Source organism: Paenarthrobacter sp. CM16, from assembly GCF_013179505.1.
In the GTDB taxonomy this organism is placed as follows: Bacteria; Actinomycetota; Actinomycetes; order Actinomycetales; family Micrococcaceae; genus Arthrobacter.
The window spans coordinates 1-14,708 of the sequence record NZ_JABMCX010000010.1 but is presented as its reverse complement, the minus strand read 5'-3'; the positions used below and the strand labels follow the sequence as shown (position 1 = coordinate 14,708).

General features: G+C 62.1%; 17 protein-coding genes. 6 read left to right on the top strand and 11 right to left on the bottom strand.

What is annotated here, in order from left to right; translation table 11 throughout:
* Positions 1–3: 3 nt before the first annotated feature.
* Both HP499_RS01585 and HP499_RS01580 read right to left on the bottom strand, forming a co-directional pair.
* Positions 4–360: a hypothetical protein gene (locus tag HP499_RS01585; RefSeq protein ID WP_172322219.1), complete on the bottom strand. Its 357-nt coding sequence runs from the start codon at positions 358–360 to the stop codon at positions 4–6.
* Positions 361–411: 51 nt separating this feature from the next.
* Entirely contained in the window at positions 412–1,035 is a 624-nt protein-coding gene (locus tag HP499_RS01580; RefSeq protein WP_172322218.1) for a LysE family transporter, read from the bottom strand.
* A 1,229-nt stretch (positions 1,036–2,264) separates the two neighbouring features.
* Between HP499_RS01580 and HP499_RS01575 the strand changes: the two genes are divergently transcribed.
* Entirely contained in the window at positions 2,265–3,338 is a 1,074-nt protein-coding gene (locus HP499_RS01575) for a DNA polymerase IV (protein ID WP_172322217.1), read from the top strand.
* An 87-nt stretch (positions 3,339–3,425) separates the two neighbouring features.
* Here HP499_RS01575 and HP499_RS01570 read toward each other — a convergent pair whose 3' ends face one another.
* The 5 genes from HP499_RS01570 to HP499_RS01550 all read right to left on the bottom strand — a co-directional run bounded on the left by HP499_RS01570 (position 3,426) and on the right by HP499_RS01550 (position 7,509).
* Positions 3,426–4,409, bottom strand: coding sequence for an aldo/keto reductase (locus tag HP499_RS01570; protein WP_172322216.1), 984 nt, complete (start codon positions 4,407–4,409; stop codon positions 3,426–3,428).
* Between the two features lie 18 nt (positions 4,410–4,427).
* Positions 4,428–5,600 (bottom strand): RNA polymerase sigma factor, encoded by a 1,173-nt coding sequence (locus HP499_RS01565; protein ID WP_253951317.1) that lies wholly within the window; start codon positions 5,598–5,600, stop codon positions 4,428–4,430.
* Positions 5,601–5,645: 45 nt separating this feature from the next.
* Positions 5,646–6,020 (bottom strand): YciI family protein, encoded by a 375-nt coding sequence (locus HP499_RS01560; protein WP_172322215.1) that lies wholly within the window; start codon positions 6,018–6,020, stop codon positions 5,646–5,648.
* Positions 6,021–6,121: 101 nt separating this feature from the next.
* Positions 6,122–6,937, bottom strand: coding sequence for a methyltransferase domain-containing protein (locus tag HP499_RS01555; RefSeq protein ID WP_172322214.1), 816 nt, complete (start codon positions 6,935–6,937; stop codon positions 6,122–6,124).
* 29 nt (positions 6,938–6,966) lie between these two features.
* Complete coding sequence (locus tag HP499_RS01550; protein ID WP_172322213.1) at positions 6,967–7,509, bottom strand: MarR family winged helix-turn-helix transcriptional regulator; 543 nt, start codon at positions 7,507–7,509, stop codon at positions 6,967–6,969.
* Between the two features lie 166 nt (positions 7,510–7,675).
* On the opposite strand from HP499_RS01550, the gene HP499_RS01545 reads away from it, so the two are divergent.
* Positions 7,676–9,853, top strand: coding sequence for an MMPL family transporter (locus HP499_RS01545; protein WP_172322212.1), 2,178 nt, complete (start codon positions 7,676–7,678; stop codon positions 9,851–9,853).
* A 3-nt stretch (positions 9,854–9,856) separates the two neighbouring features.
* Here the strand turns inward: HP499_RS01545 and HP499_RS01540 are convergent, their stop codons facing one another.
* Positions 9,857–10,366 (bottom strand): N-acetyltransferase family protein, encoded by a 510-nt coding sequence (locus HP499_RS01540; RefSeq protein WP_309138322.1) that lies wholly within the window; start codon positions 10,364–10,366, stop codon positions 9,857–9,859.
* Positions 10,363–10,713, bottom strand: a complete 351-nt coding sequence (locus HP499_RS01535) for a metalloregulator ArsR/SmtB family transcription factor (protein WP_172322211.1) — start codon at positions 10,711–10,713, stop codon at positions 10,363–10,365. The genes HP499_RS01540 and HP499_RS01535 overlap by 4 nt, the downstream gene beginning before the upstream one ends.
* Before the next feature lie 113 nt (positions 10,714–10,826).
* Here HP499_RS01535 and HP499_RS01530 point away from each other — a divergent pair, with 113 nt between their 5' ends.
* Positions 10,827–11,396, top strand: a complete 570-nt coding sequence (locus HP499_RS01530; RefSeq protein WP_172322210.1) for a pyridoxamine 5'-phosphate oxidase family protein — start codon at positions 10,827–10,829, stop codon at positions 11,394–11,396.
* A gap of 25 nt (positions 11,397–11,421) precedes the next feature.
* On the opposite strand, the gene HP499_RS01525 is transcribed toward HP499_RS01530, so the two are convergent.
* Both HP499_RS01525 and HP499_RS01520 read right to left on the bottom strand, forming a co-directional pair.
* Entirely contained in the window at positions 11,422–12,243 is an 822-nt protein-coding gene (locus HP499_RS01525) for a hypothetical protein (protein ID WP_172322209.1), read from the bottom strand.
* A gap of 29 nt (positions 12,244–12,272) precedes the next feature.
* Positions 12,273–13,010, bottom strand: a complete 738-nt coding sequence (locus HP499_RS01520; RefSeq protein WP_172322208.1) for an MIP/aquaporin family protein — start codon at positions 13,008–13,010, stop codon at positions 12,273–12,275.
* A 46-nt stretch (positions 13,011–13,056) separates the two neighbouring features.
* Between HP499_RS01520 and HP499_RS01515 the strand changes: the two genes are divergently transcribed.
* The 3 genes from HP499_RS01515 to HP499_RS01505 form a co-directional block, all read left to right on the top strand.
* Positions 13,057–13,731: a helix-turn-helix domain-containing protein gene (locus HP499_RS01515; RefSeq protein ID WP_172322207.1), complete on the top strand. Its 675-nt coding sequence runs from the start codon at positions 13,057–13,059 to the stop codon at positions 13,729–13,731.
* A gap of 139 nt (positions 13,732–13,870) precedes the next feature.
* A complete protein-coding gene (locus HP499_RS01510; protein ID WP_172322206.1) occupies positions 13,871–14,305 on the top strand; it encodes an arsenate reductase ArsC in 435 nt (144 codons plus the stop codon).
* Between the two features lie 36 nt (positions 14,306–14,341).
* On the top strand, positions 14,342–14,708 hold a 367-nt coding region (locus HP499_RS01505), incomplete at its 3' end, for an FAD-dependent oxidoreductase (protein WP_172322205.1).

The window sequence follows — 14,708 nt, the reverse complement described above, 5'->3', positions numbered from 1 at the left end:
CACCTAGCTAGGTGACAGCGGGCGAAGCTGCTTTTCGGAAACCGGGTTGGGCACGGTGAAGTAGACCTGCGGAGCGGTCATGTCTCCCCAGTCTTCCTTCTTCACCCGCACCAGGGACGGAGTCACTTCCGCGATCCGCACCCGCAGCCAAGCGCCGTCGTCGAGCAGTAACTCGTGCGGGTCGGCGAGGTAACGCAGCCCGAGCTCGTCCAGGGTTTCCTCGGCACTGAACCAGTCCACAATCTCAGTCCGAGCCCGGCCCAGCAGGTCCATGGCCACGAAGCCATCATCCACGGGCTTCATCCAGCCGACGTGCTCGCCGTCGTCCGAGCGTCGGTGTTCGATCCAGTCCGGTTCCATGCACTCGACGGTAGCACCGGGGCAGGCTGGTCGCTGGGCTGGTTTGACGGCCTAGTGAATGACTGCGAGCAGGATGCCCACCAGGACAAACAGGCAACCGAAGACCCGGTTGAGGACCTGCTGACCGCGAACATCGTGGGTGAATCGCTGGAAAGATCGCGCTGCGAAAGCGAAGAAGAACCACATCACCAGGACGTCGATAATGATGACCGTGATAGTCAGCACCGCGTATTGCTGAAGCAGCGGCTGGTCCGGGCGGATGAACTGGGGCATGAAGGCCAGGAAAAAAACAATGGCCTTCGGGTTGAGCAGGTTAACCCAGATGCCGCGCTGGAACATGGACAAGGCGGACTCGTTCTTCTTTTCCGCGACTTCTTCCTCGTCCAGGTCCGGCTTGCGCAGGAACTGCCGGATCCCCAAGTACACCAGATACGCGGCCCCGGCATAGCGGATGACGTTGAAGATCACCGGAGAGCTGGAAACCAGTACGCCAACGCCCAAAGCGACGATGACGATGTGGATGACCAGAGCCACCTGCTGACCCAGGATGCCCCAGATGGAGCGTCGGAAGCCGGAGTTGAGCGAATTGCTCATGGTGAAGATGGCTCCGGCGCCGGGAGTGAAACTGATCAGGGTGCCGGCGCCAACCAGGGCCAGCCAAAGTGAAAACTGCACACCTCAGCTTAGGCCCGCGGGACGGGTGCTCAGGACGTGTTGCTTCACCACCCTCTTTGGCGGCCTACGAGGCGGAATGCACCCGGAATTGGTTGATTCCCCCGCTCAACATAACCAAAGTAGGTGGTGGCCGTACAACTCAAGGCTGGAGCGGGAAGTTCTCCAGTCCCCAAGGGAGTAAGGCTGCAACGAGGGTCACAATAAGGGCTGGAGACGACCACTTTGCCAGTCGCTCCCTGGACTTGCTCGAAAGTATCGTCGTGGGGCCCCGGCCGGTGCTCGTTGCAAAATCCCCGCTGTAGGTCGCTCGCAGGAGCGTTTCCACCTGCGGAATCAGTTGCCTCCTGACCGTCCTGGGCGAAAGGGGCCGTCTCCTGCTGAGAATGGAGGTAGCTGCTCTGAGGTTTCTGTTGTCGCTGGGATACCCAGACGAGCTGCCGCGCGAAGGAATCTTTGGCCTGAGACCGCCAAGTACTCTTTGGAGTTTGAGGATGATGCAGGGCCAAAGACTCTTGCGTGTTTCATCAAGTCCACCGCTGTCTGAAGGAGGTGCCGCCGACGTGATGAGATCATCTGGATCCAGTAGGCAAGTCCAGAAATCAGGGTGCCAAGATAGAGCGAGCCCAAGCAGGGGAGTGCGAAAACCCACATGGGCGTTAGACGCTCAATTTGTGAGCAAATGGTCAACAACCAAATGAATGCCAGCAGGCTGGCGAAGCCTCCAGCCGTGACTGTTGGTGCCAAGGACCTATTGGTTTTTAAGTCCAAGACCAGTCGGCGTCTATCCGCGGCCAGATCTGGCAAGAAGCCGGAAACATCGTCCTGCCATCTCCGTTTAAGGGCGGGATAAAATTTCCAAGCATCGTTGGTGGTCGGCGCCTGCAAAACAAGACTCTGAGTTGCCCCGATGACAAAACCCATTAAGGCCAGTAATCCAAGTATGGATATATAAATTATAGCCAAGGTCCCAGCTATTTCGACTTCGGCACTATTCAATTTGGTCGCTCACGATTGCTAAGTCCTTTGGTCGAGGATGGACGTCCCTTCTCTTATTCGTGTCTAAGGTGGTGGTTTCATGACGACGGGTGCTCAGGACGTGTTGCTTCACCACCCTCTTTGGCGGCCCACGAGGCGGAATGCACCCGGAATTGGTTGATTCCCCCGCTCAACAAAACCAAAGTAGGTGGTGGCCGTACTGCCACAGCCAGGACGTAGGGCAAACTGGTGCCGTGAGCGGAATCCCCTGGGTACTCCACGTTGATCTCGATCAGTTCATTGCTGCGGTCGAGGTCCTCCGCCGGCCTGAACTGGCCGGAAAACCGATCATCGTGGGCGGCAGGGGAGATCCCACGGAACGCGCTGTTGTGTCCACGGCCTCTTACGAAGCCAGGGCGTTCGGCGTCGGCTCCGGAATGCCGCTGCGGATTGCGGCCCGGAAGGTACCGGACGCCATCATCCTGCCGGTCGACCAGGAGGCGTATCTCGCGGCCTCGGAGGTAGTGATGACCACCCTGCGCTCACAGCCCGGTGCCACGGTCCAGGTGCTGGGTTGGGATGAAGCCTTCGTGGGAGTCGAAACCGATGACCCGGTGGCGTACGCGAAGCAGATCCAAGCCGCAGTCCTCGAGCAAACCCAATTGCACTGCAGCGTGGGCATCGGCGACACGTTGGTCCGGGCCAAGAACGCGACGGATTTCGGCAAGCCGGCCGGCATCTTCACCCTGACCAAGGAGAACTGGCTCGACATCATGGGAGCCAAGCCCACCAAGGAACTGTGGGGCGTCGGACCGAAAGTGTCGCAGCGGCTTGCGAAGCACGGCATCACCACTGTGGCTGAGCTCGCCGCCACGGAGCCGCAGGACCTCGTCACGGAGTTCGGCCCGAAGATGGGCCCTTGGTATGCGCAGTTAGGACGCGGGGAAGGTGCCAGCGAAGTGGACGACACTCCATGGGTCGCCCGGGCACATGGCCGCGAGACCACCTTCCAGCAGGACCTGACCGAGCCCGCCCAGATCAGTGACGCCATCAAGGAGTTGACCGCCCGAGTCCTGGAGGACGTAGCTGCGGAGGGGCGTCCGGTGGTGGGGCTGACCTTGAAAGTCCGCTATGCGCCGTTCTTCACCAAAACCTACGCGAGGAAAATTCCGGAGACTTTCGACAAAGACCAAGTCCTCACCCAAGCCCTGGATCTCACGGCGAAAATGGAGCCGGACCGTCCCATCCGGCTCCTCGGATTGCGGGCTGAGATGGCCATGCCCGAAGAAGCCAGGAAGGGACATACGCCGACGCGCAGCGGCTGGTAACGCCGTCGGGTCAAAGCGCCGTCGGGCGCCAAACGCCGTCGGGCACTAACGCTGTCGGGCTAAGAGGCCCGACGGCGGCCCCGTCAGCTACCAGCGCGGGTGGATCGCTTCGCGGAAGTAGCGGTCGTAGATGTCCCGCACTCCCTCGGCCAGGCCTTCCCCGACGGATTGCAGTCCACCGGCCTCGGCATTTGCCGCAGCCTGCGAAGCGGATCGCGCTCCGGGAATGACCGAGGTGACACCGTCCTGGGCGATGACCCAGGCGAGGGCAGCCTGGGCGGTGCTGACGCCGTCGGGCACTAATCCGCTGAACTCCTGCGCAGCCTTGACGCCGGTTGCGAAATCGACGCCGGAGAACGTCTCTCCGACGTCGAAGGAGGAGCCATCGCGGTTGTAGTTACGGTGATCGTTCTCCGGGAATTCGGTGTCCGGAGTGTACTTCCCGGACAGCAGGCCGGAGGCCAACGGGACCCGGGCGATGATGCCGACGCCGGCTTCCTTCGCTGCGGGCAGTACGTCGTCGAGGGGCTTGAGGCGGAAGGCGTTGAGGATGATCTGCACGGAGGCCGTGTTCCCGCGCTTGATGGCTTCCAGGGCTTCATCCGTGCGCTCGACGCTGACCCCGTAATTGCGGATGGAGCCTTCGCTGACCAGGGTATCCAGGGCATCGTAGACTTCGTCGCTGCTGTAGACGGAGGTGGGAGGGCAGTGCAACTGGACGAGGTCCAGGGTGTCCTGCTGCAGGTTGCGCCGGGAGCGGTCGGTCCACGCCCGGAAGTTCTCCAGGGTGTAGTTCTCGTGCCGTTGGTCCACGCGGCGGCCCATTTTGGTGGCAACCGTGATGTCCAGGTCCGGATGGGAGCGGAGGAAACGGCCAATGAACTGCTCACTGCGGCCATCTCCGTATACGTCGGCGGTGTCGAAGAAGTTGACGCCGCCTTCCACCGAGGCTTCCAGGACGGCAAAGGCGTCCTCTTCAGTGACGGAACCCCAGTCGGCTCCGAGTTGCCAGGTTCCCAGTCCGACGGTGGAGACGGACCGGCCGGTCTTGCCAAGTATGCGTTGTTCCATGGATTCGACTATATGGGTTTAATGCCCGTCCATTCGCCCTACTTTTCCCATTAAGTACCTACGTTCGGGCAGGCTTCCGGTCTTTTTGGCGGCGGAAAGGTACGCTGCGCGGGCTTCCGCGTAGGAGCCGCACATTTCCAGTAAATGGCCCCGTACTGCGTCCAAGCGGTGGGTCCGGCCAAGCGCCAAGTCCAGTCCGGCCAGCATTTCCAGTCCGGCGGCCGGACCCTGCACCATTGCCACAGCTACCGCTCGATTAAGCCTGACCACGGGACTGGGTGAGACGGCTTCGAGGACTGTGTACAGGGCAAGGATCTGTGGCCAATCGGTCTCTTTGTCAGAGGCGGCCTCCGCGTGAACGGCAGCGATGGCCGCCTGAAGTTGATACGGTCCGGCTGCCCCGCGTCCCAGGACGGAGGACAGCAGGGCGATGCCCTCCTGAATCTGCTGCCGATTCCACAAGCTTCGATCCTGTTCCGCCAGCGGCACCGGTGTTCCGTCCGGCAAGGCACGGGCTGCCCGCCTCGAATCAGTCAGCAGCATCAGCGCCAGCAGGCCGGTCGCCTCGAGTTCCCGGGGTGCAACGGCCACCAGCAGGCGCGTCACCCGGATGGCTTCCGTGGTGAGCTCTTCGCGCTGAAGGGACGCGCCCGAGCTTGCCGCGTAGCCTTCGTTGAAGATCAGGTACAGGACGTGAAGTACGACACCGAGCCTTGCCTTGCGCTCGGAAACCGGCGGCATGCTGAATGTGGCTCCCTCCTTCTGGATCGCCTGTTTCGCGCGGCTGATGCGCTGTCCCATGGTGGCTTCGGGGACCAGGAAGGCAGAGGCGATTTCCGCCGTCGTGAGTCCTCCGACTGCGCGCAGCGTTAAGGCCAGTTGTGACGGTGCGGAGAGCGCGGGGTGGCAGCAGAGGAACATCAGGGTGAGGGTGTCGTCCGCCTCCGGGACCGAACCCGCCTGGAGATCCATGGCCGCGACTCGTTCTTCGCGGGCGCGTCGGGCGCTATCACTGCGCCACATATCCACCAGCCGGCGGGAAGCGACCGCCATCAGCCACGCCCGTGGGTTGTCCGGAAATCTGGAAGGCCACTGCAAGGAGGCCTCCAGGAGTGCTTCCTGGACGGCATCTTCACAGGCATCGAACTGTCCATGCGTCCGTGCCAGCACGCCGAGGACCTGCGGCGCCAAGGTGCGCAGCAGGTCCTCGATTCGCGTGTCCGGCGCGGAACCCAGTTAGACCTCCGGGAGGGCTTCCTGCGGCGGAGCTTGCTGAACTTCGCGGAGCTCGACCACCTGGGCGTACTTCACGATGCTTGAACAAATTTCGACGGCACGTTCCTCGCTGGCCACGTCAACCACCCAATATCCAACCAGCGATTCCTTGGATTCGGCGTATGGCCCGTCCGTGGTGATGACGCCATCGGGGGTTTGCTTGACCAGCTTCGCGGTGCTGCCATCGGCCAAACCGGCGTTGAACACCATCTCGCCGGACTCGGTCAGGTCCTTGTCGATCTGGATCATGAACCCGATCATTTCCTGGATCCATGCGGGATCGGCGGTCTCCATCATGCCCTCGGCCGATCCGAACATCATGATCATGTATTTCATCTCAAACTCCTTGTGAGGAGCACCCTTTGTGGATGCTTTCACTCATGGGTCGGAACAGCGGCGGGTATTTCTACATGGTGGGGCAAACTTTTTTTTGAGGACTACGCGCGGGCGATAACTTCGCCGTTGGGGATGAGGAAGTAGCCGTCATCGGTAGCACCCCAGCGATGCCAGCCAGCTGCGATCCTGGCGAGGTCGGCCTCGTTGGCGAACCCGTACTCAAGTGCCTGCTCAGCGAACGCGGAGTGCAGGACGCGTTCACTCCATACCCGTGATTGCCAGGCGCGCTGTTGTGCGGTGGCGTAGAGCCAGTTGCTGCTGGAGGGTGCCACCTGGGTGAAACCGGCCTGCTGGGCCCACGAAACCAGGCGGCGGCCGGCGTCGGGTTCTGCTCCGTTGCGGCGGGCGATTTTCTGGTAAAGCTCCATCCAATCGTCCAGTTCGGGCACTTCCGGATACCAGCTCATGCCGTGGAAGTCAGCGTCCCGCACGGCAACGATCGCGCCGGGTTTGGCTACCCGGCGCATCTCGCGAAGGGCGGCGACGGGGTCGGTCAGGTGCTGCAGGACCTGGTGGGCGTGGACGAGGTCGAAGGATTCGTCCTCGAAGTCGAGATCGTAAATGTTGCCGGTCTGGAAGGTGACATTGTCCACGCCGCGTTCGGTGGCCAGCTCGGTGGCTTGCGCGACGATATCTGCTGACCGGTCCAATCCGATCACCTGCCCTGGCGCCACCAGCCCCGCGAAGTCGCACGTGATACTGCCTGGTCCGCACCCGACGTCGAGCACTGATGTTCCTGGCGTGAGATGCGGGATGACGAACGCGGCCGAATTCTCGACCGTCCGTGAGGCGTGGGCCCGGACAACCGACTCGTGGTGCCCGTGGGTATAGACATCTTCAGGCTGCTGCGCGTTCATAGGGAAACGCTACAACTTGGAAGGTGGAATTAGGTGGAATGCGTTGCGCCGGGTTGAGCGGCCTCTTCGCGGGCAGCGAGGGTGGCTTCCACCATGTCCGTCATGAAGCGGGTGACAAGCTCCAGCTCCGCAGGGCTGTACGCGGCCATGGCCTTGCCCATCCGGATGGCGAGAGGCATGAACATGGCGCTTCCGTCCCGGTACGCCTTGGGTGTCATCTGGAGCTGGACTTGCCGGCGGTCCGTGCCAAGGCGTTCGCGAACCACGTGTCCGCTCGCGTGCAACCTATCCACCAGGGCGGTGGTGGCGGGGGAGCTGAGCCGCAGCTCGGAGCGGAGGACTCCTGGGGTGACTACTTTGCCGGCAGCAGTGTGGCGCATGATCACGGCCAGTGCGTTCAGGTCCGTGCGGTGCATGTCGTTCCGGCCGCCTGCGGCATCCACATAGTGGTTGGCTTCCAACGTGAAGTCTTGGAGGAGCCGCACCAGTTCCTGGGGTGCCGCGTTTTCGGGGCGGCCGCCAGGGCGGCTACCGGCCGCGTTTTCGGGGCGCGTGGGTTCTGTATCCGACATCTCCGCCCTCCTGCCAGCGTTTGCCTGGTGATTAGTGCCTTCCGGATATTACTCCCCACAGCGGGGGAACCCGGCATTCATTTCCGTAAGGCCTTGGAATAGTTCCATCATAGAGATAATCTATGATGGAAGAAAGACCCTACGCATCCCCACAGAAGAAGGACCCATGAACTCGCGGAAAGTACCGTTCTGGCTGCGATGGCTGTTACCCGTGGTGCTGGTCATCACGTGGCTTGGCATCGCAGGAATCGGCGGCCCCACGTTCGGACGGCTTGAGGAGGTCTCCTCCAACGATCAAGCCTCATTCCTCCCGGCAGGTGCCGAAGCCACGGAAGCCGGCGACTGGCAGGCCAAATTCCGGGACTCCGAAGAGATCCCTGCCGTGGTCATCGTCGAGAACGATGCCGCATTCACCCCGGCCCAGCTGGGCGAAGCAGCCCAGCTGAAAGCCGGGATTGAGGCGCTCAAGCTGGGGAGCGCCGTCGTCGGGCCTATCCCCTCGCAAGACGGCAAAGCTGTCCAGTTCATCGTCCCCATGGCGTCCTCCGACGAGCTCCGCGAGAAGGTGCAGGAGTTGCGTGACGTAGTTCAGCCGGGAGCCCCGGATGGCATGAAGGCCTTCGTCACAGGCCCCGCAGGATTGACAGCAGACCTCGTCAACGCGTTCGGCGGGATCGACGGCATCCTGTTGCTGGTGGCCCTGGGCGCCGTATTCGTGATCCTGCTGCTGGTGTACCGCTCCGTGGTGCTGCCGCTGGCGGTGCTGTTCACCTCTGTCTTTGCGCTGTGCGCAGCTATTCTGCTGGTGTTCGGCATGGCCAAGGCCGGCTGGATCCAGCTGAACGGCCAAAGCCAAGGCATTCTCTCCATCCTGGTCATTGGTGCGGCCACAGACTACGCACTGCTGTACGTGGCCCGATTCCGCGAAGCGCTGACCCACACCACCAACCGCACGCAGGCCGTCATCACGGCGTGGAAGGCATCGTTCGAGCCGATCCTGGCCTCCGGCGCCACGGTCATCATCGCGCTGCTCTGCCTGCTGTTCTCGGACCTGAACTCCAACAAAGCCCTTGGACCAGTGGCAGCGGCAGGCATCCTCTGCTCCTTGTTCGCGGCACTCACGCTTTTGCCCGCTCTGATGGCGCTGCTTGGCCGTGCCGCTTTCTGGCCCTTCCGGCCCAAACTGCTGCCCGACGACGAACGCGAACCTGAGATTGTCACCGGACTTGAGGGGCAGAAGGGTCTGTGGCGGGCCACGGGCCGCCTGGTTTCCAAGCGGCCGCGCGTTGTGTGGGTTGCTTCGGTGCTGCTGCTCCTTGCGGCCTCGACCGGCCTGATGCAATTGAAGGCCAACGGAGTTCCGCAAACGGACGTCATTCTTTCCGCCTCCGACGCCGTGGACGGCCAGGAAGCGCTGGCCCGCCATTTCGACGCCGGCAGCGGCAGCCCCGCCGTCGTAGTCGCCTCGGAAGGCTCCGCGCAGCAGGTCCTGGAGAAGGTCAAAGCAGCCGACGGCGTGGGCGACGCCTACCTGTTGGCTGACGGAAACGTACCCATTACCGGCGCTCCGGGCGCTCCCGCTGACCCGGCTGTCCGTGAGGGCAGGGTCCTGATCAATGCGACGCTGAACTCCGCTGCGGATTCAATCGAAGCTGAGGAGGCGGTGAAGTCGCTGCGGGTGGCCGTCAAGGAGGTCGATTCCGATGCTTTGGTAGGCGGTGTCACGGCAACAGCGCTGGATACCAATACCACGGCGCAACGCGACTTGGTAGTCATCATCCCGATCGTGCTGGTGGTCATCCTGTTCATCCTGATGCTCCTGCTGCGCTCGGTTGTTGCTCCTGTGCTGCTGGTCCTGTCCGTGGTTCTTTCCTACGGCGCCGCCATGGGTGTCTCGGCCTGGGTCTTCAACGGAGTCTTCGGATTCTCCGGGGCCGACGCCACGGTGCCGCTGTTCGGTTTCGTATTCCTTGTGGCGCTCGGCGTGGACTACAACATCTTCCTGATGAGTCGTGTCCGGGAGGAGTCCCTGAAGCACGGGACCCGCCCGGGGATTCTGCGGGGACTGGCCGTTACCGGCGGCGTCATCACCTCTGCAGGTGTGGTCCTCGCCGCTACCTTTGCTGCCCTTGGGGTCATCCCCATCATGTTCCTGGTGCAGTTGGCGTTCATCGTGGCCTTTGGTGTGCTGCTGGATACCGTACTGGTCCGTTCACTGCTGGTTCCAGCACTGGCGTATGACATCGGCAGCAAGATCTGGTGGCCGAGCAAGCTGGCGCGCGAGTCCTCGGCTGGCGCCTCTGTTGGGCACCGCAAGGAGGAAGAGGCTCCGGTGGGCCGATAACTGTCAGTTGATCACTGGCGAGCGGCGCTCCAGCAGCAGGGTGTCGCGCCATTGTCCGGCGGCGGGTCCGGTGCTCACGCGAGCAATACGTTCCCGTCGCCCGACAATGGCGAATCCCTGAGCTTGATGGAGGCGGAGGCTGGCCTCGTTCTCCGGGAAGATGCTGGACTGGATGGTCCAGATTCCCTGCGCCTCCGTGGAAGTGGCGAGTGCTTGCAGAAGGAGTTTCCCGACGCCTTGGCCCCGGGCGGCGCCGGCCACATAAATGGAATGCTCAACGACACCTGAGTAGGCCGCGCGGGTGGAGACGGGCGATACTGCAGTCCAGCCGAGAATGGTGCCCACGCTGTTGACTGCTACGAAGCGGTGCTCGGGCAACCTGGAATTATTGAAGGCGTCCCATTCCGGTGTGGATGATTCGAACGTCGCGAAGCCGGTGTCGATTCCTTCCTGGAAGATCTTCCTGACGGCCGGCCAGTCTCCCGGCTCCATGGCCCTCAGTGCTGCCGTCACAGCTTTGCCACCATGCCGGCAACATCGTCCAATGCGCCAGGGACCAGGGAGTAATAAGCCCACGTACCGCGCTTTTCCCGGTGCAGCAAGCCTGCATCCACCAGGATTTTCAGGTGGTGGGACACCGTTGGCTGGCCGAGGCCCAAGGGCTCGGTGAGATCGCACACGCAGGATTCGCCCGAAGCTTCAGCTTTGACCATGGACAGAAGCCGCAGCCGATTGGGGTCAGCGAGGGCCTTGAAGACCATGGCCTTCCGCTTCGCATCCTCGGCGCCGAGGGCAGGCTGGATTGAGGGTTCGCAGCAGTCGTCCGCTGTGGCGGATTGGAGCGTTGGTGTTGCGGTCATGTACCTATTATGCGCCTACATTGACGGTCATCAATGTATGCCGGTACAACTTGCCGTACCGGTCCCTGAGACGGGCTTTGAGGCGTGCTCATGCTCATGGAAGCGTGTTCCCCATGAAGGTATATGGGGCAATTGATGAGCGACTGAGCAAATTCATTGAACAACAAGTGGTCTTTTTCGTTGCGACGGCTCCGCTGTCCAGCGAGGGGCACGTCAATGTGTCCCCAAGGGGACTCCCGGGTACCTTCGCCGTCCTGGATGAGCATACGTTTGCTTGGCTTGATGTCACTGGCAGCGGGAGTGAAACGATAGCCCATTTGCGGGAGAACGGCCGCATAACTGTGATGTTCTGTGCTTTTGACGGACGCCCGAATATTGTCAGGCTCCACGGCACGGGGCGCGTCATTACCCGCTACGACCACGACTTTGAATCCCTGGCCCAGCGCTTCGAGGAGAAACCCGGTGCGAGGGCCGTCATTGTTGTTGACGTCCACCGCATTTCGGATTCCTGCGGGTGGGGCGTTCCCTTGATGAGCTTTGAGGGCCACCGAGATCTGTTGGGCCCGTACTTTGAACGCAAGGGCATTGCCGGTAGTGCGGACTATCGGATCACCAAGAACCGCACCAGCATTGACGGCCTCGCCGCCTATGATTTTGACCCTGCGGAACCAGCAGCAGTCTGACACCGGCTCCCCAGTCCGCTGCAAGTCAGTGGTGGTCTGCGGAGACTACTTCCGGCTTCTGCTTATCCCGTGACCGGCGTACTGTTTTGCGTTTTCGTCGCCGCTTGATGTCACTGCTGAACGGTGGCCTGGGTGTGCCCTGAGGCAGGCCGTTCCAATAATGCCCACCCAGGAGGATGCCGGCCAGGGCGCCATACGTCCACACGAACGGAAGGGCGGGCTGACTGGTATTCCCGCCCAGGAATGCCAGTAAAAAGAACTCCACCGGGATGACGAGGACCAGTGCGTTTCGGGCCGGCGCTGACGGCGGAAAACGGAACAAGGCCCAACCGCAGATCAAGGCGCCGGCCAAAACGGCGGCCACTGCCGCCGTCGGGCTCTGGAAGGCCAGGTGGGAGAGCCCGCCTGCAATGAGGACAGTCACGCAGGCTGCATTGGTCAGCAAGAGGCGGCGGCTTCCAACAGCCTCCTTGACGTCTTTCGCGTTGCTTTTGGTCTTCTTCGGGGCCGTGGTCCGCGGTTTCTTCCTTGACCACGGGTATCCGCTTCCCGTTGCCCCTGCAATGAACCCGAGACCCCATGATGCCGCTGCAGGTATCCCCAGGTTGTCTTCGACGGAGAGCCACGAGTAGAAGGTGAGCGGAAGTGCCAGGATCATCACCATGGAGGCTCGGGAAGCCTGCGGAACCTGCCGGAACAGCAGCGCCGTGTACAGCGCCCCCAAGACAAAGACCATTGAAGCCCCGGGCAGGACGCTGCGGGCCATCCATGCGAAAACCGCAACAACAACCACGATCATCCCAACAGGGAAGATCCAGGCCGGTCCTTGGCTTGAGTTCTTCTTCATGTCAACGTTCCCCCCGGACCAAGGGTAGGTCACCCCCGGTTGTTCGCTGCGTGCGGCACGACGACATCATTCCCCGTGCGCGCATCCCTGGGAAAGAGGGCCGCCAGAAGGCCAAGCCCAACGGCGGCGCCGATCAGTTGCGCGAGGACAAACCCCGGGACGGAGCCTGGTGCGATGCCGGCGAAAGTGTCGCTGAAGATCCGGCCCACAGTCACCGCGGGGTTCGCGAAGGACGTGGAGGACGTGAACCAGTATGCCGCACCGATGTACGCGCCCACCGCAGGGGCTGCCAAGGAGCTGCGTTTGGTGGCAGCAAGGGAGAAGATCAGCAGGATAAGTCCGGCTGTGGCCACGACCTCGGCCATCAAGTGGCCGGCAGTTGCACGTTCTTTGCCGGAGATTGACGTGCCCACCTCAAACATGGTGTTGGCCAGGACGCTGCCGCCGATCGCCCCAGCAGTCTGCGAGGCGATGTACGTGCACAGTTCCTTCACGGACAGCCCGCCACCGGCCCTTCGGCCCAGAATCCAGTCCACCAGGGAAACTGCCGGATTGAAATGGGCGCCGCTGATGGGTCCAAAGATCAGGATGAGGACTGTCAGCCCGAGCACCGTGGCAGTGCTGTTTTGTAGCAGTTGCAGGCCGACATCGTCGGGGGAGAGCTGCTGCGCTGCAATACCGGAGCCCACAACGATCGCAACGAGGAGGCAGGTCCCCAGCGCTTCGGCGAGCGCGCGGCGCCACAATGCCGGCGGATGAGTAGTCATGGGAAACAGCTTGACGCAATAAGTTAGTTCAGTCAAAATTGAATCAATGACTATTGAGCGAAATTCAAGCCTCCTGGAGCGTGCTGCCAAGTACGCGGCCCTGGCTGATCCTGCACGGCTCCGCATCGTGGACCTTCTGACGTTGGGGGATATGTCGCCCACGGAATTGCAGGTGGAACTGGATATGCCCGCCAATCTGCTGTCCCATCACCTGCGGTCCATGGAGGCCGCCGGATTGGCCGTTCGGCATCGTTCGGAAGCTGACAGGCGGCGCAGTTATGTGCGCCTGGCTCCCGGGGCGCTGGAGGGCCTCACTCCCGGCCGCGAGCATGGGGCCAGCCGGGTTCTGTTTGTCTGTAGCCGGAACAGTGCCCGCTCACAGTTGGCGACGGCTTTGTGGCGAACTGCCAGCGACATCCCTTCGGTGTCAGCGGGAACTCATCCGGCGGACCATGTGGCGCCGGGGGCCGTTGACGTCGCCCGCCGGCATGGTTTGGACCTTGATGGAGTCAAGCCATGCCTGATAGACCGAGTGATGAGGGATGAGGATCTGGTGGTCACGGTGTGCGATAACGCCCATGAGGAATTGCCGGACTTGCGCGGCATTCACTGGTCCATCCCTGACCCGGTTCGACTCGACAATGAGGAGGCGTTCGAAGAGGCCTTCGCTGACATTTCGCGTCGCGTTCACGATCTCGCGCCCCGCCTGCATGCGGCGTAGGCATGCAACCCACTTATATTGACAATCATCAATGTATTAACCAATACTCAATTCATCGATGAACATCAATATTGACTCATCGCGGCATTGGCGCGGATGATCCCCACCAGACCAGCCCCACCGATATCAGGAGAAACCTGTGAGCACCGAAACCGCCAAGAAGCCCTCCGTCCTGTTCGTTTGCGTTCACAACGCAGGGCGCTCCCAGATGGCAGCAGCTTTCCTCACAACGCTCGCGAAAGGCGCCATCGAGGTCCGCTCCGCCGGCTCGCAGCCCGCGGATAAGGTCAACCCTGCAGCGGTGGAAGCCATGTCGGAAGTCGGTATCGATATGTCGGCTGAAATTCCCAAGATCCTGACTACCGAAGCAGTCAAGGAGTCCGATGTAGTGATCACCATGGGCTGCGGCGACGAGTGCCCCTACTTCCCCGGCAAGCGATACGAGGACTGGGTCCTCGAAGATCCCGCTGGCCAAGGTGTTGAAGCCGTCCGTCCCATCCGCGATGAGATCAAGGCCCGCATCGAGAACCTGATCACCGAACTGCTGCCCGCCCGTCACGCCGACGCCCAGTAACCCACGCCTGCTACCTGACCCTTCCAAGGAGAAATCGTGAGCACTGAACAGTTGATCATCATCGGGTCCGGCCCTGCCGGCTACACGGCCGCGATCTACGCCGCCCGCGCCGGGCTGAACCCCTTGGTTCTTGCCGGATCCGTTACCGCCGGCGGCGCCCTGATGAACACCACGGAAGTAGAGAACTTCCCCGGCTTCCCGGGCGGGATCCAAGGGCCCGAGCTCATGGACGGCCTTCAGGAACAGGCGGAAAAATTCGGCGCGCGGATAGTATTCGACGACGTCACTGAGGTTGACCTCAAGGGTCACCTCAAGCGCGTGGTCACCGGTGCGGGAGAGAGTCACGAAGCGCCGGCGGTGATCCTTGCCACGGGCTCTGCCTACAAGGAGTTGGGGCTTCCGG